At 63.7% G+C, this 25,636-nt stretch carries 21 protein-coding genes and 1 pseudogene; 6 read left to right on the top strand and 16 right to left on the bottom strand.

The genetic code is table 11. The features are described from left to right. Positions 1-134: 134 nt before the first annotated feature. Both QMK33_RS20370 and QMK33_RS20365 read right to left on the bottom strand, forming a co-directional pair. Positions 135-1,370 carry a Fic family protein gene (locus QMK33_RS20370; protein WP_283566468.1) on the bottom strand — a complete coding sequence of 412 codons (1,236 nt, stop codon included), beginning with the start codon at positions 1,368-1,370 and terminating at the stop codon, positions 135-137. A 264-nt stretch (positions 1,371-1,634) separates the two neighbouring features. Further along, entirely contained in the window at positions 1,635-2,075 is a 441-nt protein-coding gene (locus QMK33_RS20365; RefSeq protein WP_283566469.1) for a 5-methylcytosine restriction system specificity protein McrC, read from the bottom strand. Positions 2,076-2,128: 53 nt separating this feature from the next. On the opposite strand from QMK33_RS20365, the gene QMK33_RS20360 reads away from it, so the two are divergent. The 5 genes and pseudogenes from QMK33_RS20360 (at position 2,129) to QMK33_RS20340 (ending at position 6,245) form a co-directional block, all read left to right on the top strand. Next, the gene (locus tag QMK33_RS20360; RefSeq protein WP_283566467.1) at positions 2,129-2,278 is read left to right on the top strand and encodes a transposase; all 150 of its coding nucleotides are present in this window, start codon (positions 2,129-2,131) and stop codon (positions 2,276-2,278) included. 226 nt (positions 2,279-2,504) lie between these two features. After that, positions 2,505-3,374, top strand: a complete 870-nt coding sequence (locus QMK33_RS20355; RefSeq protein ID WP_283566466.1) for an IS3 family transposase — start codon at positions 2,505-2,507, stop codon at positions 3,372-3,374. After that, a pseudogene (locus tag QMK33_RS20350) lies at positions 3,269-4,156 on the top strand (IS481 family transposase); the annotation flags it as partial. The gene QMK33_RS20355 and the pseudogene QMK33_RS20350, both read left to right, overlap by 106 nt. A gap of 77 nt (positions 4,157-4,233) precedes the next feature. Then, positions 4,234-5,424: a DNA/RNA non-specific endonuclease gene (locus QMK33_RS20345; RefSeq protein ID WP_283566465.1), complete on the top strand. Its 1,191-nt coding sequence runs from the start codon at positions 4,234-4,236 to the stop codon at positions 5,422-5,424. Between the two features lie 17 nt (positions 5,425-5,441). After that, positions 5,442-6,245 carry an immunity protein YezG family protein gene (locus tag QMK33_RS20340; RefSeq protein ID WP_283566464.1) on the top strand — a complete coding sequence of 268 codons (804 nt, stop codon included), beginning with the start codon at positions 5,442-5,444 and terminating at the stop codon, positions 6,243-6,245. A 522-nt stretch (positions 6,246-6,767) separates the two neighbouring features. Here the strand turns inward: QMK33_RS20340 and QMK33_RS20335 are convergent. Both QMK33_RS20335 and QMK33_RS20330 read right to left on the bottom strand, forming a co-directional pair. Then, positions 6,768-7,100: a type II toxin-antitoxin system PemK/MazF family toxin gene (locus QMK33_RS20335; protein ID WP_283566463.1), complete on the bottom strand. Its 333-nt coding sequence runs from the start codon at positions 7,098-7,100 to the stop codon at positions 6,768-6,770. Beyond that, a complete protein-coding gene (locus tag QMK33_RS20330; protein WP_283566462.1) occupies positions 7,088-7,348 on the bottom strand; it encodes an AbrB/MazE/SpoVT family DNA-binding domain-containing protein in 261 nt (86 codons plus the stop codon). Before QMK33_RS20330 ends, QMK33_RS20335 begins: the two co-directional genes overlap by 13 nt. Before the next feature lie 277 nt (positions 7,349-7,625). Here QMK33_RS20330 and QMK33_RS20325 point away from each other — a divergent pair, with 277 nt between their 5' ends. After that, complete coding sequence (locus QMK33_RS20325) at positions 7,626-7,988, top strand: hypothetical protein (protein WP_283566461.1); 363 nt, start codon at positions 7,626-7,628, stop codon at positions 7,986-7,988. A 159-nt stretch (positions 7,989-8,147) separates the two neighbouring features. On the opposite strand, the gene QMK33_RS20320 is transcribed toward QMK33_RS20325, so the two are convergent. From QMK33_RS20320 to QMK33_RS20265, 12 genes are all read right to left on the bottom strand, one after another. After that, positions 8,148-8,846: an IS630 family transposase gene (locus QMK33_RS20320; RefSeq protein ID WP_283566460.1), complete on the bottom strand. Its 699-nt coding sequence runs from the start codon at positions 8,844-8,846 to the stop codon at positions 8,148-8,150. Then, positions 8,843-9,313 carry a helix-turn-helix domain-containing protein gene (locus tag QMK33_RS20315; protein WP_283566459.1) on the bottom strand — a complete coding sequence of 157 codons (471 nt, stop codon included), beginning with the start codon at positions 9,311-9,313 and terminating at the stop codon, positions 8,843-8,845. Before QMK33_RS20315 ends, QMK33_RS20320 begins: the two co-directional genes overlap by 4 nt. 226 nt (positions 9,314-9,539) lie before the next feature. Beyond that, a complete protein-coding gene (locus tag QMK33_RS20310; protein WP_283566458.1) occupies positions 9,540-13,250 on the bottom strand; it encodes a CBM96 family carbohydrate-binding protein in 3,711 nt (1,236 codons plus the stop codon). A gap of 82 nt (positions 13,251-13,332) precedes the next feature. Further along, positions 13,333-14,427, bottom strand: a complete 1,095-nt coding sequence (locus QMK33_RS20305; RefSeq protein WP_283566457.1) for a LacI family DNA-binding transcriptional regulator — start codon at positions 14,425-14,427, stop codon at positions 13,333-13,335. Between the two features lie 35 nt (positions 14,428-14,462). After that, positions 14,463-17,150 (bottom strand): glycoside hydrolase family 2 TIM barrel-domain containing protein, encoded by a 2,688-nt coding sequence (locus tag QMK33_RS20300; protein WP_283566456.1) that lies wholly within the window; start codon positions 17,148-17,150, stop codon positions 14,463-14,465. 65 nt (positions 17,151-17,215) lie between these two features. Continuing rightward, positions 17,216-18,622 carry a sialate O-acetylesterase gene (locus tag QMK33_RS20295; RefSeq protein ID WP_283566455.1) on the bottom strand — a complete coding sequence of 469 codons (1,407 nt, stop codon included), beginning with the start codon at positions 18,620-18,622 and terminating at the stop codon, positions 17,216-17,218. Then, positions 18,623-19,471 carry a sialate O-acetylesterase gene (locus QMK33_RS20290; RefSeq protein WP_283566454.1) on the bottom strand — a complete coding sequence of 283 codons (849 nt, stop codon included), beginning with the start codon at positions 19,469-19,471 and terminating at the stop codon, positions 18,623-18,625. A 14-nt stretch (positions 19,472-19,485) separates the two neighbouring features. Continuing rightward, positions 19,486-20,679 (bottom strand): BT3233 family polysaccharide utilization protein, encoded by a 1,194-nt coding sequence (locus tag QMK33_RS20285; protein WP_283566453.1) that lies wholly within the window; start codon positions 20,677-20,679, stop codon positions 19,486-19,488. Between the two features lie 54 nt (positions 20,680-20,733). Beyond that, positions 20,734-21,549: an SDR family NAD(P)-dependent oxidoreductase gene (locus tag QMK33_RS20280; RefSeq protein WP_283566452.1), complete on the bottom strand. Its 816-nt coding sequence runs from the start codon at positions 21,547-21,549 to the stop codon at positions 20,734-20,736. Positions 21,550-21,637: 88 nt separating this feature from the next. Then, positions 21,638-22,861, bottom strand: a complete 1,224-nt coding sequence (gene uxuA / locus QMK33_RS20275) for a mannonate dehydratase (RefSeq protein WP_283566451.1) — start codon at positions 22,859-22,861, stop codon at positions 21,638-21,640. 15 nt (positions 22,862-22,876) lie between these two features. After that, the gene (locus QMK33_RS20270; RefSeq protein ID WP_283566450.1) at positions 22,877-24,322 is read right to left on the bottom strand and encodes an alpha/beta hydrolase family protein; all 1,446 of its coding nucleotides are present in this window, start codon (positions 24,320-24,322) and stop codon (positions 22,877-22,879) included. A gap of 65 nt (positions 24,323-24,387) precedes the next feature. After that, positions 24,388-25,635: a DUF2264 domain-containing protein gene (locus QMK33_RS20265; RefSeq protein ID WP_283566449.1), complete on the bottom strand. Its 1,248-nt coding sequence runs from the start codon at positions 25,633-25,635 to the stop codon at positions 24,388-24,390. Position 25,636: the final 1 nt, after the last annotated feature.

The raw sequence follows: 25,636 nt of genomic DNA, 5'->3' as shown, positions 1-25,636 counted from the left end.
GGTAGAACAGTGGCAAGACCGCCAGAATGCGCGGCCCAAGCCCCGCAACTGGCAATTCAAAACGGCCGATGCTCGCATCAAACTTGCTAAATTATACCCGACTATCTAATGTTTTTCAACCAGTAGCCGGTAGCTCAGTTCACGTTGAGCATGTCGACTTCTTTGCCCGCCGGATACAAGTCGGGAAACAGCACCGGCGCAAACGCAATCGGGTAGGCCGCCCGGTACGGGGCAAACCGATTCCCAGGCTCCGTCGCTAGCAGCCCAGTTTCCAGCAGCGTACCCGCCAGGGCCTTCGCTGTCTTATCCGATAAGCCCGTCAGCCGCATCACTTCGCCCCGCCCCACGCTGCCTTTCAGAAATACTGCTTCCAGCACATAGTAAGCTTCCGGCCGCCACTTGCGCTTCAACACCAGCAAGTCCACCAGGCTCCGCAGGCGGGTCAGTATCCCATCAATGGCTAGCACCTGCGTCATATAGCCTATCTGGTCCAGCGCCACTTGTAGGAAAAACTGGCAGAAGGCTACCAATCGCTTCTCCGACAAATTGCCCCGCCCGTCGTAGTCGTTCAGGCGTTGCGCGTCCGCCGCTGCCAGAGCTTGTTTATACGACTGCTCGCTACGTGCTAGCCCCCGCGACATCGACCAGAGCCCGCCCGCATCCAGCCCTTCCGTCAAAAACGCTGCATCGCTAAACAGCCGCATTACTCGTCCGTTGCCGTCTAGGAAAGGGTGCAACCACGCCAAGCGGTGGTGCGCCGCGGCGATAGCTACAATGCGCGCCAATCGGTTGGACTCGACTTGCGGTCGATACCCCCATTCAATTCGCTCGATAAACGCGGGCAATGCCGCCGCCGCAGGGGCCACATGCCGCCCTACCCGCACTTCACTCGTTCGCAGCTCACCGGGCAACACTTCCAGTTCTTCGCCCTCTTGCGTTTTTACCCAGCGGAACTCCTTGGGTAGGTGCGCATAGAAAGCGCGGTGCACCGCCCGCCAAAAGCTTTCTGTATAAGGATTGGTACCGGCAGCGGCCAGCAACTCGGGTAGTCGCCCGTGCACGGCAATGTGCGCGAGGGCTTCCAGTTGTAGCGAGCGGTTATGGCTGTCCGGCGCGTATTCCTTGCGCAAGGCCTGAGCTATGCTGAGCGGGTGCGTATCGTGTCCCTCTATCAAATTCGAGTAATAGCTATTTGCCGGCCGCAGAAAGTCAGCAATCGCCCGCGCCGTTATTGGGTGCAGCGACCCGCCCAACCGCGCCGCTGCTTCCACAATAGCCAAGGCCAATTCCCGCAGTTCCATCGGTAACTCACTAGGCTTCAACGGGGCTATGGCAGCCGGGTCCCGGTATAGTCCTTCGGAGTTTTTCATGTACAATAGTACGAGAAGTATTCCGAATACTATTCCGTATCACAACGTATTATTAACCAGTGTTATAACTTTGTAATATCTGCTACGATTCCGATACATATTCCGGTTGGTCCTAAGCCACCTCCTGGCTAATTGGTTACGCTGCACCAGGGGTAAGCGCCGAGCATGTAGCTTCTCAACTAGTCTCCACGCTCGTAAAGACATGGTGCAATGACTCGTACAACCGCTGTTTCAGGCTCGCAAAGTCTTCGTCTGCTCGCAAAGTCAGTGGCAGGCTGCTAGCCCACACATGAATAGGCCCCCCAGCATAAAGCACGAGCTAACGGTAAACTTAATGGGGGCCAGCACCGCCATCTGGTCTTGAGCCGGGTAAAGCAGCAAGCCCGTTGCGCAGCCACTGCGCAGTGCATAGCTAACTAACTGGTACATGTCGCTCTGCGCAACTCCCGCCTTTTTATTCGTTTCCTCCTCGTCCCGCAGCTTGTACTTGGCATCCGCCACCAGAGCGTACTTGGTAGTGCGGTGGGTTAGAAATAAGTCATGGCGTAGCTGAAAAGCCTTTTCGTCAGTTAGCCAGCCCGTCTTCTGGTATTCTACCTCGTACTCTTCCCCTAGCACTTCCTCTATAAAGCCACGTAGAAAATCCTCGAATACATACTCCATCGGCACCAGAAAGCAGTAATTAGCCTGCGTGGTGTCGTTCAGGTCGAGGTGGTCGGGTAAATCTGGACAGAGTAGGGCCTTAACTTTCCAACTTCATGAAAGACAGTCCCCCACCTACCAAACGTCGGCGTTACGATGCCGCCTTCCGGGCCGAAGCCCTGCGCCTGGCCGGTGAAAGCCGCTCGACTCAAGCCGCCGCGCGCGCCTTGAACATCGACCCCAAGCGCATCTATAAGTGGCAGTAGCAAGCGCTTACCCCGGTGGCGGCCGCCCGTGAGGCGGCGCTGGACCCAGCCACGGCGGCCGAATTGCGGCAGCTGCGGCCGCCAATCGGCGGCAGGCCCAGGAGTTGGACATGTTAAAAAAAGCCATCGCCCTCTTTTCCGTGACCGACAGCCAATGAGTCGTTACCGCTTCATCGAGGTGCAACGCGCCCAGTACCCCGTGCGCCTGCTCTGCTAGGGGCTGGGCGTGCCGGCCAGCGGCTATTATGTCTGGCAACAAGCTCAACGGCAGGTAGTAAACCAGGAGCCACCCGCCTGGGAAGCGGCATTGGTCCAGGTCTTCGCGCACCACAAACGCCGCTATGGCACCCGCCGGCTGCGGGTGGCCCTGCGCCAGAAAGGCTACCGGGTGGGCCGCCAGCGCCTACGCGCGGCTATGCGTCGACGGGCCCTGCACGCGCTGCAACCCACGGCCTACACCCCGCGCACCACCGACTCCACCCACGGCCTGCGCTGCGCGCCGAACCGGCTGCTTGACCAGCCCAAGCCCACCCAGGCCAACCGGGTCTGGGTCAGTGACATTACGTATTTGCCGCTGGCCAACGGTGACTGGGTGTACCGGTGCGCGTACCAGGATATGGCCAGCAAGCAGGTACTGGGCTGGCAGGTGGGAGCTTCGATGCCAGAAGAGCTCATTACCAGGGCCTTGCAGCGCGCTTTTTGGGCGCAACCCCCTACCCCTGGCTTGCTCGTCCACTCCGACCGGGGTGGGCAGTACTGCGGCAACGCCTACCGGCAGTTGCTCCACGACCACCAAGCCGTGCGCGCGCAGAGCCGCCGCGGCGATTGCTACGACAATGCCCAAGCTAAAAGCTTATGGTCACGTCTTAAAACGGAGGTGCTCGAACTACGCGAGCGGCCCGTTTTTGCCGACCTAGCCGACGCCCAGGCTAGATGTATAGTCCCGAAAAGTCGTGGTGTAGATTTGGATTCTGAATTTCGTGCAAATTTATGGAACAAGTACTTCACGGCAGCGCCCGTACGACTCCGGCCGTTCGTCGAGCCATCCAGACCAGTTCGGAAAGCCTCGCCATCCTCGCTGCCCGCCACGGAGTAGACCCCAAAACGGTGGCCAAGTGGCGGAGCCGCGCCACGACCCAGGACGCGCCGATGGGGCCTACTATCCAGGTTTCCAGTGTCTTAACTCCGCTGGAGGAGGCCGCTGCCGTAGCCTTTCGCCAGCATACCTTGTTGCCGCTCGATGACTGTCTGTACGCCTTACAGCAAACGATTCCGCACCTCTCCCGCTCGGCCTTGCATCGCCTGTTTCAACGCCACGATATCAGTCGCCGGCCGGTCGCCGAAACGCTGACTGGGGCCAAGAAGGGCAGGTTCAAACCGTATCCCATCGGTTACTTTCACGTGGATTTTGCCCAGGTGTTAATCGGGGATGGCCAGCATTATGTATTTGTGGCCATTGACCGCACCAGCAAACTGGTTTTTGCCGAACTGCACCCCGAGGCCACCGCCGTGCGCGCCGCTGACTTCTGGCGGCGGGTCATCGCGGCGGTACCCTACACTATCAATAAAATGCTGACAGACAATGGGGTGCAATTTACCCAGCTGCCTCATCGCCAGCGCGCAGAGCCCCACCTCTTCGATGCCGTGTGTCTGGCATACGGCATCGAGCACCGATGCACCCAGGTGGCCCACCCCTGGACCAACGGCCAGGTTGAGCGCATGAACCGCACCTTAAAAGAGGCCACGGTCAAGTGCTATCACTATGAGACGGTGGCCGACCTCAACACGCACTTACAGACCTTTTTACAGGCTTACAATCAGGGTAAACGACTGAAAAGATTGCGCGGCCAGACACCAGGCGAATTTATAAGGGCGGAATAGGCTGAAAATCCCGGTATCTTTATACGAGACCCAATCCATGACTTTCCGGGACCACACAGCTAAGCACTAGCGCCATGGCCCAAGGAGACCACTTTATCGCCCAACTCGCGGAGTTGAAATGCAACCAAACCCAGTTGCCCGTACCCAGCGTGTTCAACTGCGTCAACCCGGCCCACCGGATTGACGGGCGTTTCGTAGGCACGGAACTCGATTTCATCCCCGTCTTCAACGTCCCGCCCTTTCTCTCGCCCTGCAAGATTCTGACGGCCGCCGCGGCGGGTACGCCCGTGCCCTGCGTGCCGTTTCCCACGCCCTGGCAGGGCACTCACGCGGGGTTTATGTCGCTGGGGCGCCGGTTGCTGCTGACTTCTTCGTACTCGTTCTGCACCTTTGGGGGCAAGATTGAGCTCGGCAGCGCCGGGCAGGGCACGGCCTCGCTGGGCGGCGGGGCGGGCTTTGCGGCCAGCCCCGCGCTGGGGCCGCCCACGGGCAAGGTGCTGGTGTGCCCCCCCGGCGACAGCACCACGGGCTGGAACGCGGAACTCAATAAGGTGCCGCTCGAAGCTGACGCGAAGTACCTGGTGGGCCAGACCCTCTACCAAACCGACGGGCAGGGGCGCGTGGTCAAGCTGCGGGGCGTGCTGACCCTCCACAAGCACGAGCGCAACGAAGCCGAGCAGACCGCTGCCCCACGCCGCAAGGACGGCCTAGAAAACCCGGCTTACCAGCCCGACGAGCGGAGCGAGCTGGCAAAGCCCAAGCGGCTGCCCGGCCAGCCCAACCCGGCCTTCGTGGCCGACCCGCGCAGCCAGCTGGCCCGCACCAAAAAACTAGCTGGCCAGCCCAACCTGGCCTTCGTGGCCGACTCGCGCAGCCAACTGGCCCGCACCAAGGAATTACCCGGTCCGCTCAACCCAGCCTTTGTGCCTGATACGCGCAGCTGGCTGGAAATGCGCGAGTTTCTCGACGACGGGGGGCACCTGCGCGGAGCCCAGTTTGACGGGGCGGGGGAGCAGATTAACTACGTGTCCCAGCACATGGACCAGAACCAGCGGCGGCGGCAGGCCGAGAACTGGTTTGCCATGGAAAACAACTGGGCCAAGGAGCTGGGCAGCACGCCCCCCAGCGACGTATACGTGGAGCAGACCGTGCGCTACCCCAACGCGACGGGTAGCTCCCCGGCCGGCGAATCCTTGCGGCCTCATTCACTAGAGGTTGACTATTGGATTAACGGGGAGGAAGAAAACGAATCATTTCCTCAGTAACCTTACTGCCTTTTACTATGACAGCTAATATTTTAAGTCACTACCAAACCATTGCCCAGGCGATGGCTGACAACATTCCCGAAGAATGGGACAAAGCTTATATGCTAATTGGCAGGCAGGATGGTGTTATATCGAACAGTGGCAATGGCAAGTACGCGGACGATTCGGATTTGCTAAAAGTATTTTCCATCCGTGATAAACAACTTAAATATCAAGTAACTGATGCGGTAACAGATATTTATCGCATTACGACGGAGGGGGGGCACAACCGATGGAACTTTCTCTGGTTTGCCCTGCTGCCCAGCGGGGCCTACGAGCTTGACTTTCTCTGGCACCAGGACGCGCAGGATGTGCTCGACCACCTCGAGCAGACCAGCGCACTAGCCCGGCCCCAGCGGGCGGCGGCCCTCAATGCCTTCGAGCAGGCCCAGGCCGAGCGCCGCAGCCCAGCCTTGTATGACAACCTGGTGCGGGCCGTGCTCGCCCTCATTCCCGAGCAATGGGTCACGGCCACGCTGAGCCTACGCGAGGCGGGCATCGGCTATATTGAGCACCACGCCGCCTACCGCAGCCCCACGGAAGAAGCGGACGATGCGCTGCACCTGCCCTACAGCTGGCCGGCTCTGCTGGCAGTGGAGGAACTGCGCCGGTTGAAGAAGAAAGGTGGCCACCCGAACTGGGAAAAGGTAGAGTTTGTGGTAGAAGCCACGGGCCGCTACCGGGCTAACTTCTTTACCGAGTTAGCCAGCGCTGAGAATCCCGCCAGCGGCTATTACTACGAGGGGCAGTGGCAGGCCCCCCCAGCCCAGCTGCCCGGTTAAGACGACTGAACAGTGGGAAGAGCAGGAAAACTATGGCGACTATGCTACCTAGCCGCGCCAAGCGCGGCTTGCATTCGGCAAGTGGCAGCTTAGCGGCCAGGGCGGGGAACAGTGAGGCGGTCGGGTACAAATGGACACGGGGAAAGTAACTTTCCCTTGTCATGGGAGCAGCAAAACCAGCCGGTAGCCGGCAGCGAACGAAGTATGACCTTGGTTAAAAGTTTGGTACAAAGGTCAAACGAGCGGTTGGTTGCTGGTCGCCTGACGCCGCCTAGTTTACGCTCCCCCTGGGCGGCGGTGGGACCAAGAAGGTGCACCTTTCGGACGCGTCCTTTTCACTTACCCAACCCCTAACGTGAGCCGAATACGCACCCGCTGTGGACTTTCGGAGCCATTCGCCCCGAGAGGCACTTTCTGAGCCCCTCAAGGGGCACCTTTCGGGGTGCAAGTGCTGCAAGTAAGGTCTTCACCCATCCAGCGTAACTAGACGACCTGCCTGCTTCACGAATTGCCCAGCTGATTTTAATACTGAAAAAGCTCCTGCAGCCGCTCACATACTGCTTGCGCCGTGGCTTTAGACAGGGTGCCTAAGCGGCGCACCAAGCGGGTCTTGTCCACCGAGCGGATATGGTCCAATGCTACCTGGCCTTCCTTGCCCTGAAAAGTGCAGTCTACCCGGGAGGGGTAGTCGCGCCGGGTGCTGGTCAGGGCGGCAATGGTCACCGTGCGCAGGTGGCGATTCATCTCGTCGGGGGAGAGCACCACGCAGGGGCGGGTTTTGTTGATTTCGCTGCCTTGGGTCGGGTCGAGGTTAATGAGCCACACCTCGAAGCGCTGCGCGGCTACCACTGCCATTCCGTTTCCTCAAAGGCCTCCTGCGAGAATCCCTCCAGCAGCTCGCTCTCCGGGGCCTGGCCCTGCGCAATCGCGTGCTGAAAGCGCTCGTCCCAGCCTTGGCGGCGGGGCTTCTCCACTTGCTTGATAAGCAGGCCCTCCGGCGTGGGCTGTAGGTCAACCTCGCCAGCGAGGTGGTACTGTTGCAGTAACTTCTTGGGCAGTACAATTCCCTGGGAATTGCCGACCCGAATCAGGCGCGTGTTCATGAAGCAAATGTACGTACAATGTACGTACATGTAGCGCTCAGTATTCGTTCGCTAACCAACTACCAGTAACTGGCCTTCCTGAGCCACCCCGCCTCGCGCCCTACTTCCTGAGCTCCCTGCTATACCGCCGGGGAACCAGCCATACGTTGATGTACAGCGGTCATGTCTGCCAGTATATTCACCAAAACGACCGGCTGACTGAACGAGGTAGCATGAGAGCAAAGACAAGCAGAAAAAGGATTAAATGAAAAGGCTACGCTGGATTACGTTTCTCCCATTGGCCCTGCTCGGCGGTCTTGCGGTAAATTTTGTGCTAAGTATCGGCGCAAGTTTGCCTTTCGTGGCAGAACAGCAGGTGATTCATTGGTTCGCCTTGGGTATCAGCGGAGTGGCCTTTTCTGGCGTGCTGTTCACGATCGGTTTCAGGGTGGTGCCCGCAGTGAATCGCGGGAGTAAATGGCTGCTTACAGGCACGGCCCTTCTGGTAGGCTTCACTGGGATGGCTGTTGCTGTCCTGAGCAAGGATACCGAGGCGATGGCCTCCAGCGTGGGCGTGCTTTTAGGTGCCCTGCCCGTTCTGACTAGGTCACCTGAGCAGCTCAAAAAGTTGTTCCGCGTAAAGCTACCCTTGACTATCTGAGTAGTCTTTTCAAGCTAAAGGCAGACTACGAAGTGATAAAAAAGCAGCAAAGCAGCTTCACGGCACGTGACAAATTGTGGGAACGCTCGTTTTGCTGAACGACCACTTGCAGTGGGATTCTGCACCCCTCCAGAAAACGCTCGTTTTTTGGAGGGGTGCTCAGTCAGGGGAATTAGCTGCCTTAATTTTCTGATAGTGGCGGTCGAGTTTGACGCGCGCTTTTTCGAGGGTAAACTGCCATTTTACGGTGGCCTGGGCGGCATTGCGCTCGGCTACGCACGCGGCGACGTGGGCCGTGAGTTCGTCCAGGGTGGGGATGCGCTGGTGCAAACACTGGCGGGCGATGGCGGAGAGCTCGAGTTCGACCAGGTTGAGACAGGAAGCGTTTTTGGGCGTGTAGTGCACCTCAAAGCGGGCAGCCAGGGCGCGGGCCTCGGCGGCGGGCAGGTGTTGGTAAAAAACGGCGTCGGTAGGTGTGTTGAGGTTGTCCTGCACCAAGACGATTTTTTCGGCCTGCGGATAGTGAGCGGCCAGTTGCTGCAGAAAGCGGCAATAATCGGCCCCGGTGCGGCGGGCCGAGACCTCGACCAGGCGCTGGCCGAGGCCCGGCTCGAAGGCGGCCAGCAGGCAGGCCGTGCCCTGGCGCACATACGTACTGCTCTCGCGGCGGGGCCGCCCGGCTTTGGCCGGCTGCGCGCCCACGGCGGGTTGGGCCGGGACCGGCGGCAGGGGCTCGGTGGGTTGGCCGTGCAGCACGCAGGGCCGCTCATCGAAGCAGACGACGGGAAAAAGCGGGTGGTAAGGCCGCTCGTAGATGGCCAGCACGTCCTCCATCCGGGCTACGAAGGCCGCGTTCACTGCCCCCAGGCACCAGTACTGCTGGCGGTGAGGCTGCAGTTCGTTTTTTTGAGCACCTGCGCCACTGTTTCGTGGGAAATGGTTTCTACCAGCGCCAGCTCTACGGCTTTGTCAGCCAGCAGGCGCAGGGTCCAGCGGCTGTGGCCCACCGGGGCCGGCGTGCAGGCCAGCGCCGTCAGGGCCGCTCGCTGGGAGCCGTCGAAGCGCGGGGGCGTGCCGCTGCGCGGGGCCTCGGTCAGGGCGAACTGCCAGCCGCCCGCTTCGTAGCGGCGGCGCAGCTCACTGACGGTCTGCCGGCTCAGGCCCACGGCCTCACCGGCCGCCTGTTGGCCGATGCCCGTAGCCAAGGCCAGCAGGGCCTGGGCGCGGCGCACGGCCCGCACCGGGCGGCAGCCTGTGTGGGTGAAGTTTTCCAGGGCAGCCTGGTCGGCGGCTGGCAGGGCAAAAGGAGTGAGGGGTCGGGCCATAACAGCCTAACCTAAACGGACTCCGTTCTGTTAGTCAACTTCTCTTACTCAGCACTAGCGCGGATTATTGCTTTTCAAGCTTAACTAGCTATCTGATAGATTATTACATCTATTTAGCTAACAGCTAATTACTTAGCGGGTAGCCTTATTAAAGCCCAAAGGGGTTGGGGCCACTGGCCCCAACCCCTTTGGGCTTCAGATGTATTCCAGCCTTTAGGCTTCAGGTTTATTCCAGCACGACGCGCCGGGTCAGGGGCTGGCCATTGAGAGTGAGGCGCAGCGTGTATACGCCGGGGGCCAGGCCGCCCAGCTCCGCGGTGGTTTCGGCGGTGGGCAGGGGCAGCGTGCGCACCACCTGGCCCAGGGTGTTGAGCAGGGTGGCGGTGGTGGCTGCGGTGCCGGCGGGGCGCACTACCGTGAGGCGGCCGTGGGTAGGCGAGGGGTAGGCCTGCACCTGGGCGGCGGGGGTGGTAGCGGGGGTGGTCGCCAGCACTATTTTGTACACCACGGACGCGATGCGGTCGGCATAGAGCTCGCCCAGGATATGCTGGCTGGGGCCGTCGAAGTGCGGCCCGGTGAGGTCGCCGTTGAGAGGCGTGAGGCCGTCGGCCGTCACGTAGTAGCCGTTGGGCACGTTGGCCGGAATGCTTTGAATCACGGCGTTCAGGTTCACTGATGAGGTGCGCCACTTGCCCAGCTCACCGGCTACTATTGGGGTATTGGCCCCCAGGTCCTGGCGCAGGTCGGCTACCAGCTGCTGAAACTTGGCCAGATAGGCACCGGAGTTCGACTGGTCCGACTCGCCCTGGTGCCAGATGATGCCCTTGAACGTGCCCTGGGCCTGCACCTTGCGCAGCTGGGCCACGGCCTCCTCGTAGAGGTCAAAGTCGTTGGCCCCGCTGTAGCCCTTCTGCCACTGCGAAATGCTGGTGCTGCCCCGCGCATTCACCACCAGGCCAATGGTTTGGCCCGTGAGGGCGGCCAGCTTGCGGCCGAAGGTGTAGCCCGGCCCCAACTGCTGCACGTTCAGGGCCTGGCGCACGGTCGAGTATTTATTGAGGGGGTTGGTGGCCTTCTCCCAGCCCGTGCCGGTGAAGAGCAGCACGTTGCGCAGCGAATCGCGGTCGGCCGCGCTAATCTCGCCCCGGCCGGCCATGTTCGACTGACCAATGAGCAGGTAGATGTCGAATTTGCCCTTGGCTACGGGCGGCGGGGCAATTGTGCCGCGCGTGGTAATTAGCAGGTAATGTTGCAGCGGGGCCGCGCCTTCCTTGCTCACTATGTTGGCCAGCACGTTGCTGCCCGTGGTGTCGGCCAGCACCAGCGACAGCGTTTTGTCGCCGGTGAGTTGGCTGAGCGCGTAGCGGGTGATATCGACCGAAAACTGCTTGGCGTTGGTCATGTTGCCGCTGGCCACCAGGGTAGTCAGGTAGGCGTTGCGGCCGGGTTGGTTGGCGTCGGTAATCGTGGTTTCGTGCCAAGTGTCGTCGTTCACGGCAAACACGCTCAGCGGGATGCTGCCGCTGGGGTTCACGGTGCTGTTCACCACCAGCTGCACGCTCACGATGGCCGCGGGGTTGGTCACGCCGCTCAGGTCGTACTTGAGGTAGCTCTGGCGGGTGGCGGCCGCGCTGGCCGGGTTGTTTTTCACCCGCAGCACGGTAGCGGTGCCGAAGTTCATATTGGTCGAAGCGCCGCCTTCCACGTACGCATCCTCCAGACCAAAAATCTGCTGCGGAATGAGCGCGGGCGGGGCCACGAGGGGCGGCACCTTCGAAAACTGCTGCGCCCCGAGGTCGATGGCGTTGGCTTGGTTAATGGGGTTCTGGAAGTAGTCCAGGGCCGGCAGGGTTGGGATGAGCTGGCCCCTGGCGATGGCCGCCGAGCCGGCCTGCAGCTTGTAGCCGTTGGGGCCGGTGCCGGGGGCTACCATGTCGGGGTTGGTATTCACAGCGTACGCGTCCACCGGCTTGTTAACGATGGTGGTGCCGTAGTATAAATTGTTGGAAAACAAATTGTTAGTACTGCTGCCCAAGTCGAAGGTGGGCGACGGCCCCAGCAGGTAAAACACGTTGTTGTAGTAGCTCGTTTCGTCGGGCCAGTCGGTCCAGATTTTGTGCAGCGTGGGCTTGGTGCCGGTCTGGGTCGAATCGACGTAGAAAACATTGTTGTGAATGATGGTGCGGGTAGCCGTGCCCGACACCTTTAGCTGGTATTTGCCGTCGCTGCTGTTCTGGGCCACCAGGCCGTTGCGCTCCAATATGTTGTAGCGCACAATGGTGCTGTCGTTGAAGCCACCGGGGCCGCCGGTCACCAGCAGGCCGTAGTCGTTGTCGTGTAGGTAGTTATACTGAATAATGGTGCCCTTGCTCTTGTAGTCGCTGTCTACGCCGCCCGCGTCGGTATCGCCCACGTTGGCGCGGGTAAAGCGCGACTCGTTGAACTGCCAGGTGGCCCCGTCGCAGTCGAAGTTGAAGCACGCGTTGCCCGAGGTCTTGATGGCGCAGTGGTCGAAGGTGTTGTGCTCAATGAGCGGGTTTTTCGAGTCGCGCACAATGAGGCCCTGCGCGCCGGTGCGCTCAAAAAGGTTGTTGCGCAGCACGTAGCGGAGCGTGGGGGTCCAGTTCACGCTGCTCGTCAGGGTGCGGTTGGTCCAGGTCGAGCGGTTCGACACGCCGGTGCGGTCGATGTCGGCAATGCGGCAGCCCTGCACCAGCAGGTCATCAAAATAAGTAGGAATAGTAGTGCCGCCAATGTCGAAGAACATGCCGCCGTTGAACTTGCTGTCATCCACATTATTATCAATGAAGCCGTTGATACCGTGCATGTTAATATTCACGAAGTGCAGGTGATGCACCGCCCCCTGGTCCTGGGCCGTTACCAGAATGCCGAATTTCTTGGTGCGCACCACGGCGTACTGCGCGGTTTGGGGCGCGTTGGCCCACTGGCTCACGTTGTTGGCCTCCCACTGCGCCAGGGTCTGGCCGGCTTCCTCGGCGGCGTTGTAGTTGGTGATTTCCAGGTTGTTGACTTCCCAATACTGCTGATTATCAAGCCGCAGGGTGTAGGTGGTGCCGTTGCCATCGAGCGCGGGCCGCGCCCCGGTGCCGTACTGGTCCACCACAATGGGCGCGGCCGCCGTGCCCGAGCCGCCCGGAAACAGCACCCCGCTAAAGCGCTGCCCGGCCTTGAACAGCAGGTGCGCCCCCGGCCCGAAGGTCTGGGCGCTCACCTTGGCCAGCGTTTGCCAGGCCGCCGCGGCGCTCAGGCCGGTGTTGGCATCCGAGCCGCCGGTGGCATCCACGTAGTAGGTGCCGGTGAGGTCAGTAGCTGGCGGCAGGGGGGTGGCCTGGGTCACAATCTCCAGTTGGGGCGGCTTGTTGGCGGCATCTTCCTTTGCGTAAAACTCAATCAGGTTGCCGCTGTTCAGCACGTCGCTCAGGCCGAAGGAGATGTCGGCGGCGGCGGTGCCGGCGGGAAACTTGGTCCGCACGTAGCTCGTCACGTCGATGCTGGTGTAGGCCCCCACCGTGACCCCGCTGCTACCCTGGCTTGCACCCAGCGCCGGCGCGTTGGCGTAGGTAATGGCCCCCTCCGTCCAGTTGTTGCCCGTGGCGCTCACCGCCACTTCCGAGGGCGTGGTGGACGATATCTTGTAGCACCACACCTTGAGGGTAGCCGTGCCAATCTGGCTCGGGTTGGTGGGCATCACGCTGAATTTCAAGTATCCGTTGCGGTTCGCGGTGCCGCTGGTGGTCCGCTTCACCACCACGCGGGTTTCGTTGTTGTAGTTGGTGTTTTGCAGTGTTGTGCTGCCCGTCAGCACGTAGGCATCGTCGCTAGGCGTGAGGGTCTGGGTGGTTTGGGCGGCGGCGGGGCCAGTCAGCAGCAGGCAGGCCGCCCACCAGCCGGCCCGCCGGAGGTAGTGGTATAGCATAAAAGATAATGAAAAATAGGTGGGAAAAGTGAACGTGAAATGATAGCCACCGGCCCGGTGCGGCCCGGCGTATTCCGTACCTCTAAGGTCGGGCCATCACTAAGCTATTGACGCTGTTAGTCAGCGGTTTATTCACGTAATCGTTTACGCGGCCGGGCGGTGGGCCGGGCCGCGTCGAGGCCCGGTCTACTAGCTCCGAGCGCAGCTCCAGGCTCTGGTCGGCGCGGGCGGGGCGGCCGGTGGCAATAGCCCGGAATACCCGCTCGGCCGCCGCCTGCCCCATCCGAAAGGCCGGCTGCGTCACGGTGCTCAGAGCCGGCGTTAGCAGCGGTAGCACGGGCGAGTTGGAAAAGCTAATAAGCTTAATATCAGTCGGAATAACCCGCCCGAGCCGCTGGCAGGCCTGGTAGCTGCTCAGGGCCAGGCTTTCTACGGCCGCAAAAATGCCATCTACGTCGGGCCGGCGGCGCAGCATTGCCTCGATGGCGGCCTGGCTCTCGGGGCCGGGGCCACTGGTGGCCAGCTCCACGGCCTGGGCCGGCCCGAGGCCCGCTTCCAGCAGGGCGGCGCGGTAGCCGCGCTGCCGCTCGGCGCACACCGAGAGCTGCCCGGCCAGGGTGCAGTGCGCCACCGTGCGGCAGCCCGCTTGCAGCAGGTGCCGGGTGGCGGCGTGGGCGCTGGCGTAGTCGTCGGTGGTTATGCAGGCCACGTCCAGCCCCGCGTATACCCTATCAAACAGCACCAGCGGGATGCCGCGCTCCACCAGCTGGCGCACGCTGGCCGGACCGGTGGCTGCCCCGGCCGCCGACAGCAGCACGCCATCGACGCGCCCGCTGGCCAGCAGCTCCACGGCGGCGGCCTCGCGCTGCCCGTCGTCGTGGGTCAGGTAAATCAGCACGTGGTAGTGCTGCTGCCGCGCCACGTCCTCGATGCCGTTCAGAACCAAGGAGAAAAACGAGTTAGTTATCTCCGGCACAACGACCCCGATGGTGTTGCTGCGGTTGCGGCGCAGGCTGCGGGCGTGCGGGTTGGGCACGTAGTGGAGCTGCGCGGCCAGCTGGCGCACCCGCGCCTTTGTGGCCTGCGAGATATCGTAGCTGTCGTTGAGCGCCCGCGATACCGTGGCAATCGAGAGGTTCAGCTGCTGGGCCAGCGCTTTAAGGTTGACGGGTTTCATGGGCGGGAGAAGGAAGGGTGGGAGAGCCGGTTGCCTTAGCGCCGCCGCAGCTGGATGCCGTTGAGCACGGCCTCGCCCTGGTGGGGCACAAAATCAAGGGTCAGCCCCTGGCCGGCGGCCACCGTCACGCGCACCGTCTGGCTGAGGGCGGTTTGAGGCAGCAGCCCGGTGGCAGGGCTGATATCGGGTAGCAGTAGCCGGCCATTGGCGCGCACCCCGAAGCTGCGCTGGCTGGGGGCCGCTGCGGTGGTGCCGGCGGCGGCGGCTTTGTCGAGGTTGTAGGCCAGCTTTTCGGCGGTGGGCAGGTATTGCAGCTCGGCAAAGTGCAGCGTCACGTCGTAGTCGCCGGCCGGCACGTCGGCTTTAAACTGCTCAATACCAATACGCTGGGTTTCAAAAATGGGGTCGTAGGCCGTGCCCAGAATATCGCGGTCGGAACCGTAGCTGACGCGGCTGGTATTGGCCTGCACGAATATCCGGCCGCCCACGTAGCCCCAGCCGCCGGGCCGGTAGGCCTGCTCGGGCAGCCACACCTGCTGGCGCGGCGGGTCGGTGAAAGTGCGCTGGTCACCCATACTCACGTTCAACTCCTGAAAGGGCAGGGCGCGGGATTGGAGGTCGAGCGGCACGAGTTGAAACTGAACGTCCACCTCGTCGTGGCCGGCTGGGCCGGGCGCGGGCGTGCTGGCGGCCAGCTGATTAAGGCCGTTGGTGAAGGGCACGCGGAAGCGCGCCACGCCGTTTTCGGCGGCGTGGGTGCCCAGGGGCCGGCCGTTGAGTTGCAGCGTGGCGGTGGGCTGGTTGGTGTACACCTCCACGGTTTGGGCGCAGAAGAGCGAGTCGGCGGCGGCGGCCACGCCGCTGCGCAACGTCCAGTCGCGCGAGCCGATACGCACGAACGGCCGCGTGAGCAGGCGCGCCTGGTAAAACAGATAATCAGCCTTGGGCTGGCGGTCGAAGGTGAGCAGGCCCTTGGCGTTGACGTGCGGCGTGGCCTCCTGCCGGCCCTCGGAGCCGAAGTTGGCCAGGTTCCAGATGGCCCCGCCCGCCACAAACGGCCGCCTCAGAATGGCCTGCGAAAAGTACTGGTGGTAGCGCACCGCGTACTCGGGCGTTTTGTCGAAGCGCACGGGGTTTTGGGCGTGCAGGCGCACATCGGCATCGGCCCCGTACTCCGAAATAATGAGCGGCTTGTCGGGCAATTCGCGGCGGTGGGTATCCAGAAACTTATCGAGGCCCTCGAAATCGGGCGAGTACCAGCCCTGGTACAGGTTCCAGCCAATTACCTGGGGAATAGCCGTGAGGCCCGCCTTGCGGTAGAGCTTAAAATCGCCGTGCATGGCTAGCATCGTCTGGCGGCCGGGGTCCTCGCGGTGGGTGAGGTCGTCCAGCTCCTGGGCCAGCCGCGCCACGCTACTTAGGTAGGCCTGGCCCTTGGTATCGCTCATATCCTGGCCCCGAATGGAGAGCAGCACCTCGTTCATATAGGTCCACAGGATAACGCATGGGTGGTTGAAGCCCTGGCGTATCATCTCGGTCTGCATGGTTTTGCAGTTCTGAAAAAACGCTTCCGACTCCGTAATCTGGTTCACCACCGGAATTTCCTCCGATACCAGCACGCCCAGCCGGTCGCAGGCCAGCAGCACGGCGGGGTCTTGCGGGTAGTGGGCGATGCGCAGAAAATTGCCGCCCATCTCCTTGAGTAACTCCACGTCGCGCACGGCCAGCGCCTTGGGCACGGCGTTGCCCAGGCCCGCGTAGTCCTGGTGCCGGCTGGCCCCCATCAGCTTGAGGGGCTGGCCGTTAAGAAAAAAGCCCTGCGCGGCATCGAACCGGAACCAGCGCAGTCCCAGCGGGTTGCTGGCCTCATCGAGCACGGTATTGGCCTCCGCAATGGTCGAAACCACCCGGTAGCGGTAGGGCCGGGCCGGCGACCACAGCCGGGGCCGCGCCAGCCGAAACGTCTGGGCCACCGTTTGGGGCGTGCCGGCCGCCAGCGTGAGGCGGCTTTGCTGCCGGGCCACCACCCGCCCGGCCGAGTCGAGCACCTGCTGCGTGAGCACCACCCGGCGCGGGGCGCGGCCATCGTTCACGAGCGTGGCCTTGGCCACCACCTCGGCAGCTTCGGCCGACACGCGGGGCGTGGTGAGGAAAATGCCGCCGCTGGCGTAGTTATCGAGGTCGAAATGCACCGGCCCGGCCGTTAGCAAAGAGGCCTCGCGGTAGAGCCCGCCGTAGAAAGTAAAGTCGGCCGTGAGCGGCGCAATGTCGGCGTTGTAGCTGTTGTCCACCTTCACCAGCACCGCATTGCCGGCCGCCGCATCGGGGTGCAGCAGCTGCTCAATCGGCACCCGAAAGGCCGTGTAGCCGCCCCGATGCTCGCCGGCCTTCTGGCCGTTCACGTACACCTCGGCCACCTGGTTGGCCCCCTCAAACTCCAGGTACACGCGCCGCCCGGCTGGCCCGGCGGGCACAAAAAGCGTCTGCTGGTACCAGCCCGCGCCCCGGTAGTAGCCCGGCACATCATCAAAGGCATCCTGGGCGTTCCAGGTGTGGGGCAGGCTCACCGGCTCCCAGCCAGCCGCCGTCGGCGGGCTTTTGCTGAAATCGGTGCCATCGCCCTTGCGAAACAGCCAGTTGCTGTTGATAGACTGCCGCGCCGTGGGCTGCGCCACAGCGGCGGCGGTGAGGAGGAGGAGGAAAAGGGAGAGTAGGTAGCGCATTGGTTTATAGGTTTTTATTGTGCAGCCCCACCCCCGCAGGGGAGGAGCCGGGGGTGGGGCTGCCCTCACTCCCAGTCATCCGTCCGAAACGACGAGGCCGGCAGCCCGTCATTGTTGTACAAGTCGCCCACCACGAACTCCTTAAACGCGTAGCGCACGGCCACCGGGGCGGCCACCTGCTCGCTTTCCACCTCTATTTTGCCGCCCTTGATGGCTGCCGTGGCGGGGTGAAAAATCTTATCGGCCCCTGCTATCTCAAACAGGGTCAGGGGCTTACCAAACGACGTGAGGCCGAACTGCGCGTAGTCGAAGGTCAGCGTGACCTGGCGGCCATTTGCCTTCATGGCCTTGAAAACCGGGCCGCCGTAGCCGATGCCCTTGATGCCGTAGGCGTTGGCCAGCGCCCAGTAGGCCAGGCGGTGGGCGGGGGCGGTTTTGTCCAGGTAATGGATGTATTTTTCCATGCCCACGTCCATCGTGGAGGCCATGCCGGAGCTGGGAATAACCTTCATGGCGTTGAGCTGGGCCTCGCGCAGCAGGGGGCCGCTGCGGCCCTTGTCCTGCGAGCCGTAGGGCGCAATCTGGACGTAGTAAAACGGCAGTTCGCCCGCGCCCCACTGCCGCCGCCAGTCGGCTACCATCACCGGAAACAAGCGGCCGTAGAGGGCCGGCTCGTGGCGGTTGCTCTCGCCCTGGTACCAGATAAAGCCCCGGCTGCCGTAGCCCAGCAGCGGCGCTATCATGCCGTTAAAGAGCGTAGTAGCCTCTTTGTGAGGCGCTTTCACGGTGTCGAGGCTGGGTAGAATCTTCACCTCTGGGAAGGCCTTCAGGCTGGGCGTGCTCATCCAGCTTTCGATGCGGGTGCCGCCCACGGCCGACACAATCAGCCCCACCGGCACGCCCAATTGCTGCTGCAAGTAGCGCCCGTACTGGTAGGCGATGGCGCTGAACTCGCGCACGGTAGCCGGGGTGGCCAGCTGCCACTCGCCCTTGCAGTCGTCCTGCGGGGTGAGGGAGGTGGCGCGGGCCAGCTCAAACAGCCGTAGCTTGGGGTTAGTGGAACTGGTAATCAGCTCATTACCATTGAGAATGGGCTGCGAGTTGAAGCCGCGCATCGGCATCTCCATGTTCGACTGCCCGCCGCATATCCACACCTCGCCCACCAGCACGTTGCCGATGGTCAGCTTTTCGCCGTCGCTGAAAGTGAGTGCAAACGGCCCGCCGGCGGCCGGCGTGGTCACTTTCGTGCGCCACTTGCCCTGCGCATCGGCCTTGGCGGCGTAGGTTTTTTTATCCCACGACGCGCTGATAGTCACGGTGCTACCCGCCCGCGCCCAGCCCCAAAGCGGGGCCTGGCTGCGTTGCTGCAACACCATGTTAGGGCCAATGAGGGCCGGCAGGCGGACTTTGGCCTGCGCCGGCGGCGGCCAGGCGGCGGCGAGCAGCAGCAGGCAAAAAGCGAGGACTCTCATTTAGCGGTGGTGTTTACGTTTGATTTTGACTCTGGCTTTGGGCGAAGTAGCGGGCGCGGCGGCGGCTTGCAGCGCCTGCATGGCCACGGCGTAGCGCTGGCCGTAGGTGTTGGCCGAGGCGCCGTCGAAGTGCGTCTGGTCGCCCTTATCGGTCAGGCCTTCGGAGGTTACGACGGCCGTGTGGGGCACCAGCGCGGGCAACTTCAGCAGTTGGGCGTTGAAATTCAGGCCGTTCTCCTTGAAGCGGCCCAGCTCGCCGGCCACCACCGGCAGCGCGGGCTGGGCGGTGAGGGTGCGTACCCGGCCAATCAGCTCGGCCAGCTTGGGCAGGTAGGCCGCGGCGGCGGCCGGGTTGCTGTCCGATTCGCCCTGGTGCCAGAGCATCCCCTTCACTACGCCGCAGCGCATGGCGTTTTGGATGCGCAGCACCGCGTCGTCGTAGGGGTGGGTTTTGGTGGCCTCGTCGTAGGCCCCCACCTGCCACTTGGCAATGCTGGTGCCGCCCACGGCGCAGGGTACCAGGCCGATGCGTACCGTAGGGTTGGCCGCCGCCATCGCTAGGCCAAACGACAGCCCCGGCCCCACGCCGACCGCCTGGGGCTTGTCGAAATGCACCGGGTTGTGGGCGGGCACCCACTCGCCGGCCGCGTTCAGCATGAACACCTGCGGGCTGCCCAGGGCAGCCAGCTCGGGCGTAAGCGGCCCGCGCCCGGCCATGTTCGACTGGCCCATCAGCAAATAAATATGAAAGTTGGGGTCGGGCGCGGGGCAGGCGGCCGGGGCCTGCGCCCGGCCCGGCGCGGGCCAGCCGGCCAGCAACAGCCCTAGCAAAAAGAATAGATAACGCATAATAAATCAGTAAGTTATAGCCAGCGTACGACCGGCGGGGAGGCTAGCCGCTGGGCAAAGGCGGCGAGGTAGTCGTCCCAGTCCTGGGCCGAGGCAAACTGGCCGCTTTTCGTCCAGCCAAAGCCCGCGTAGTACACCACTGGGCTGGGCTGGGGCCGGGCGAGGATGAGCAGCTGGCTTTGGTCTTTCTGGGCGGTGCGGTAGTCGAGAAAGCGGCGCACGGCGGCGGGGGCCACCACCACGCCGGTGCCCAGGGCGGCATCGTCCACCGGCTCCCAGTAGCGGAACCAGCCGGCCGCCGAGTCGGCCCGCACCTGGCCTTTTTGCTGGTGCAGCGTCAGGCCGATGGTGCAGTTGGGCAGGGCGGCGGGGCTGCTCAGGTAGTCCTCGTAGCGGGTCAGGTTGCTGCCCAGGTCCAGCGAAATCCGCTTTTTTTCCGTTATCAGGTGGCCGGCGGCCGGCCAGGGGGCGTAGGTCAACTCAAACACGGCCCGGATGGGGCCGGTGGCCAACGTGCGGTAGCTCAAGAAGTTGCGCGATACGTAGAGCTGCCCATCGGCCCACACGCCGGTGCCGCCGCAGCCCCGGCTGGCCCCCACGTGGTAGGGGTCGTAGCCCTCGCCCCGGTCGTGGTGGTAAAAGCCCGACTGCGCCACGGCGGCCCCGTACCACTTATCAATGATGGGGTAAGAAACCCGCTTCAGCCAGCAGTCCATGCCGCTGCTGAGCGTGCCGTTGCGGTCTTTCTTGTCGAATAATTCCTGGGCGTTGGGGCCGTAGGTGCGGAAAGCCACCCGGTCGTTTTCCCAGGCGTAGTCATCGGTGCGCTCGGGCACGAAGCGGGCAAACGTGGTGTGCTCCGGCGCGGGGCGCGGCCCCGCACCGCTCAGCGTGAACTGCCGCTGCCCACTGGCGGGCAGGGCCGTCTGAAACAGCAGCTCATCGGGGCGGCCGTCGCCGTCGCTGTCGAGCAGCTGGGTTACCAGCGCCGCGTTGGTGCCGGCTTCGCGCACCACCAAATTCTCGGCCCCCACGGCGGCGGCCAGCGCCTGCCAGCGGCGGCGGGGCAGGCTCACCGTTTCGGCCGGGCGCGCCTGGCCCAGCTGGTTTTGCACCACAAACGCCAGGGTGCGGGGCGGGGCGGCCGGCCGCCCGCCCGCCAGCGCCAGCCCGCCCCACAACCCAAACAAGAATTCCGATAAGCTCATAAGTCTAAAAATTAACTGCGTGAAACTCCCTGCCGTGCCGCCCCCCCGCCCGCCTCAAAACCCGATGGAGTTGCCGCCATCCACCGGCAGCGAGGCCCCGGTGATGTAGCGGGCGGCCTCGGAGGCCAGAAACACGGCGGCGTGGCCGATGTCGGCGGGCTGGCCAAACTTGCCCATCGGGGTGCGGCGCATGGCCCGGTCGCGCCGCTCGGGGTCGTTGTTCATGGCCGTGCGGCTCATCTCGGTTTCGATAAAGCCCGGCGCAATGGCATTCACGCGCACGTTATGCTTGGAAAACTCCGAGGCCAGCACTTTTACCATACCCTCCACGGCCGACTTCGACGCGGCGTAGGCCACCACACGGTCGATGCCGTAGTAGGCCGCCATCGACGAAATCATGAGGATAACGCCCTTTTGCCGGGCCACCATGCGCCCGGCGGCGGCCCGCGTGAGGGCAAACACGGCGTGGAGGTTGGTGTGCAGGATGCGCGCAAATTCCTGATCCGTCACCTCCAGGGCCGGTTTTTTGAGGTTGATGCCAGCGTTGTTCACCAGAATGTCGAGCGGGCCGTAGGTGGCCTCCAGCTCGGCCACCAGTCCGTCGAGCGCCGGCAGGTCGGCCACGTCGTTGACCAAATAATGCGCCCCCGCGCCCAGCTCGGCGCAGGCCTCGGCCAGCACCGCCTCGCGGCGGCCGGTGATAATGACCGTGGCCCCGGCCGTTACCATGCAGCGGGCAATGTCGAAGCCGATGCCGGTGCCGCCGCCTGTTATCAGGGCCACCTGGCCTTCCAGCGAAAAGGGGTTGGGCTGGAGAGTGGCGGCCGGCGCGGGGGCCGGGGCCGCCTGGTCATTGGTTAAATGATTCATAATCAAAATTTTACAATAGGGTGGGTTTAGTAGGCTGTTAGCTATTAGCCGTTGGCAAGGGGCTTTAAATGGCCCTCGCAAAACGTTGTTAATCAGCAGATAAGCTATCAGCCAGGCTGCGGCGGATGCCCAGCTCCAGGCCGCGCAGCTCGGCCAGGCCGCGCAGGCGGCCGATGGCCGAGTAGCCGGGGTAGGTGCGTTTGGCGGTGCTCAGGTCGTCGAGCATCTGGTGGCCGTGGTCGGGGCGCACGGGCAGGGCGGGGCGGTTGGTTTCGCCGGCCGCGGCGCGGCGCTGCTCCTCTAGCACCAGCGCCCGCACTACGGCGTACATGTCCACATCGCCGGCCAGGTGGTCGGCCTCGTGGAAGTTGCGCGGGTTCTCCTCGCGCTTAGTGCTGCGCAAATGCACAAAGTGAATGCGCGGGCCGAAGCGCCGTGCCATGCCGGCCAGGTCGTTGTCGGGCCGCACGCCCAGCGAGCCGGTGCAAAAAGTGAGGCCGTTGGCGGGGTGGTCGTAGGCGGCCAGCAGCCCGGCCAGGTCTGCCTCGGTGCTCACCACGCGCGGCAGGCCCAGCAGCGGAAAGGGCGGGTCGTCGGGGTGAATGCAGAGCCCGATGCCCACTTTGGTCGCTACCGGCCCCACGGCTCGCAAGAAGTAGTGCAGGTGCTCGCGCAAAGTGGCCGCATCCACGGCCGCGTACTCATCCAGCATGGCCTGAAAGCCCGCCAGCTGGAAGCTTTCCTCGGCCCCCGGTAGGCCCAGTAAAATATTGTTGGTGAGGTTTTTAACCTGCTCCTCGCTCATATCGGCAAACTGCCTGCGGGCGGCCGCAGCCACGGCGGGCTCGTAGTCGGTTTCGGCCCCCGGCCGCTTCAGAATGCAGAGGTCGAACAGGGCAAAATCCTGCCACACGAAGCGCAGCGCCCGCGAGCCATCGGGCAGTTCGTAGCCCAGGTCGGTGCGCGACCAGTCGAGCACAGGCATAAAATTGTAGCACACCGTGCGCACGCCGCAGGCCGCCAGGTGGCGCAGGCTCTGCTGGTAGTTGGCGATGTACGCGTCGCGGCCCGGCTTGCCTTTCTTGATGTCCTCGTGCACCGGCAGGCTCTCCACCACGGCCCAGTGCAGGGGCGCGTGGGTACCATTATCGGCCTCAATGAGCTGCTGGCGGGCCGCAATTTCGGCCACCGGCCACACCGCGCCCACCGGCAGGTGGTGCAGGGCCGTGACCACGCCCGCGCAGCCGGCCTGGCGCAAATCAAACAAAGAAGTAGGGTCGTTGGGCCCGAACCAGCGCATGGTATGCAGCATGGGGAAATAGCTTAATCAGTGGATAACAGCGGCCGGAGCCGGAAAATATTTGCGGGCAAACTCGATAAACGCGGGCCAGTCGGGCAGGTCGGTGTGCCCGCCAGTGTGCTCCCGAAAGGCCAGGTCACCGCTGAGCAGGGCCACGTCGGGGGCGGGCATTTCGGCGGTGGGGAGGCCCTTTTTGCCCAGCAACGCATAGACCGGACTGGCCCCCACGCCGGCCAGGAAAGTGCCCCGCGCATCGGTCCAGCTGTCGGTGGTGCCGCCCGTGATGAACACCGGACGCGGAGCCACCAGCGCCAGCAGCTCGTGGGCATCGGTGGGCATGGCCTCCCAGTGCCCGGCGTACTTGAGGAAGTTGCCGGCCATCCAGTGGTACTCGCTGGGTTCGGCCACGTTGTCGATGGTTTCGCCGAAGTCGCGCTTTTCCAGCGAGGCGCCCATTGCCCCCGAGCAGCTCACGTAGGCCAGGGCCCAGCGGGTATCGAGGGCGGCGGCCAGCAGGGTGGTTTTACCCCAGCGCGAGTGGCCTTGCAGGGCTACGTGGCTGGCATCGAAGCGCTTATCGGTGACTACGTAGTCAAGCACGCGGCTCAGGCCCCAGCTCCAGGCGGCCAGCGTGCCCCAGTCGGCCGGCTGGCGAGGCTGGCCCTGGCTCATGAGGCCGATGATGCCTTCGTTGAGGCCCGCGCCGCTATCCATCTGCACGGCGGTGGGGTCGAAGGTGGCCAGCGCCCAGCCGGCGGCCAGCACCTGGCTCAGCACATCGGGCTGGCCGGCCGGGGCCGTCGGCAAGTCGCCTACCACCACTACCAGCGGCACCGGCCCGGTGGCCGCCGCCGGCGTGTACAGCACCAGCCCGATGCGCGGTATAGCGGCCGGGTAGCGGGCATTATCAATCTGTCCTTCAATAGTTTGCTTAATTACCTTCCCGCCCAGGTACTGCGCATCGGTAGCCGTGATTGCGAAGCGCACGGCCGGCGTATTGGCCGGAATGCGCCCGTAGACCTCCGTGGTGATATCGGCCAGAATTTCGGGGCGGCGCTGCTGGTACCAAGTGCGGGCAGCGCGCACGGGGCGGCCGTTGCGCAGCACCAGCGGGTCGGGGCGGGCGGCGGTGCCGGCCGTGGCCTGGTCGTAATTAGTCCACCGCCCCCAGCTAGAGCGGATGTAGCGGTTGCCGGCCGCATCAAACCAACTGCTAAAGCCGGGGCGCTGTGCCGTGCCGGCCGGCCGGGCCGGGTCGGCAGCGGGCGGCGGCAGGGTGGGCAGCGTTAGGTGTAATTTGTTGAGCATCAGCTGCCAGTCGGCGGTAGCCAGGGCCAGCCGGCGGGCTTTCTCGGCGGTTGGGTCGGGCGTAGGGGCGGTTTGCGCCCGGCCCGGCCCGGCTGCGCACAGCAGCCCCAGGCTGCAGAGGGCGGCGCGGGTGGCGGTAAGCAGGGTGGAGGGGGTGGGGGGCATGAGAATTTTTTAGGATTGAGTTTTTGAAGAGGTCGTCCTGGCGGAGCGCCTCACCCCCCAACCCATCACTCCTTATAAGCATGGTCCGTCGGCACATCCACCCCCGACCAGATTTTCTGCGAAGTCCAGGGCAGCGGCGCACTAGTCCAGAAAGCATTCGTAACCGGCAGCCCGAGCGGCAAAAAGCCCACTGCGCACAGGTAAAGACTGCCCGTCGAAATGTAATTTTCGCCAATACTGGGCTGGTGGCCACACAGCCCGATGCGCAGCCAGCCCGCTGCGTCGAAGGTGCCCGGCGCATCGAGGGTGCGGTGGATAACGGCCGTGAGCGCGGCCCGCACCTGGCCGGGGGGCAGGGCCGGGGGCAGTTCGCCTTGCAGCGCCACCTGCCCCAGCAGCTGGAAAGCTCCGCAGCGGTAGGCCAGCGAGCGCCCGAAGGTGGCAAACGAGCCATCGGCGCAAATGAGGCGCTCCTGCACTACGGCGTAGCGCTGGGCGCGGGCCAATACCTTATCAGCAAAGGCTTTATCGCCCTTGCCAGCCGCTACCAGCGTGCGCGTGATGGTCAGCAGCATGGGCTGAATGACGTAGCTGTTGTAGTAGTCCCAGTGAAAATCGGGGCCGTCGCCATAGATGCCGTCGCCCTTGTACCAGGCCTGATGCTGGCGCAAGGCGTAGTCGAGGCGCATCTCATCGCAGGTGCCGGTAAATTTGAGCAGCGCCGCCTCGATTATGGCGCTAAACAGCAGCCAGTTATTATAGCCGGGCTTGATGACGCGGGTGCTTAGCAGCGCCGCCACCAGCTGCTGCTGGGTGGCGGCTGGCAACTGCGCCCACAGCTGGGTGGGGGCGCGCAGCAGGGCGTGGGCCAAGAAGGCGGCATCCACCACCGGCTGCCGCTCCTGGGTGAAGTTCATAAAATCGGGCGAGGCGGGGTCTACGCCGGCCGCGATGCCGCGGCGGGCCAGCTCGCGGTAGCGGGCCTGGCGGGCCAGCTCGGCGGGGGGCGCTTCGGTTTCGAGCCAGGGAGCCAGGCCGGCCAGTAGGCGGCCCAGGGCTTCGAGGTGCGATACCTTGCGGCGGCCGGCCTGTTCGTTGGCCGCCGATTCCACGGGCATTTGGGCGTGCAGTTCCCGTTTTTCGAGGGCCAGTAGCACGGGGTCGGCCACGCGCAGCAGGGTTTGCAGCCAGTATTGCCGGTCGGTGAGCGTGGGCTTGGGCTTGGGCCGCGCCGCCGCGCCGGGCGCGCCCGCGCCGACGAGCGGCAGGGCTGCCGCGCCCGAAAGCAAGCCGGTGAAGTGGCGACGTTTCATA

It is taken from the genome of Hymenobacter sp. H14-R3 (assembly GCF_030063445.1).
Taxonomy (GTDB): Bacteria; Bacteroidota; Bacteroidia; order Cytophagales; family Hymenobacteraceae; genus Hymenobacter.
This window is presented reverse-complemented; position numbering and strand designations above follow the sequence as displayed.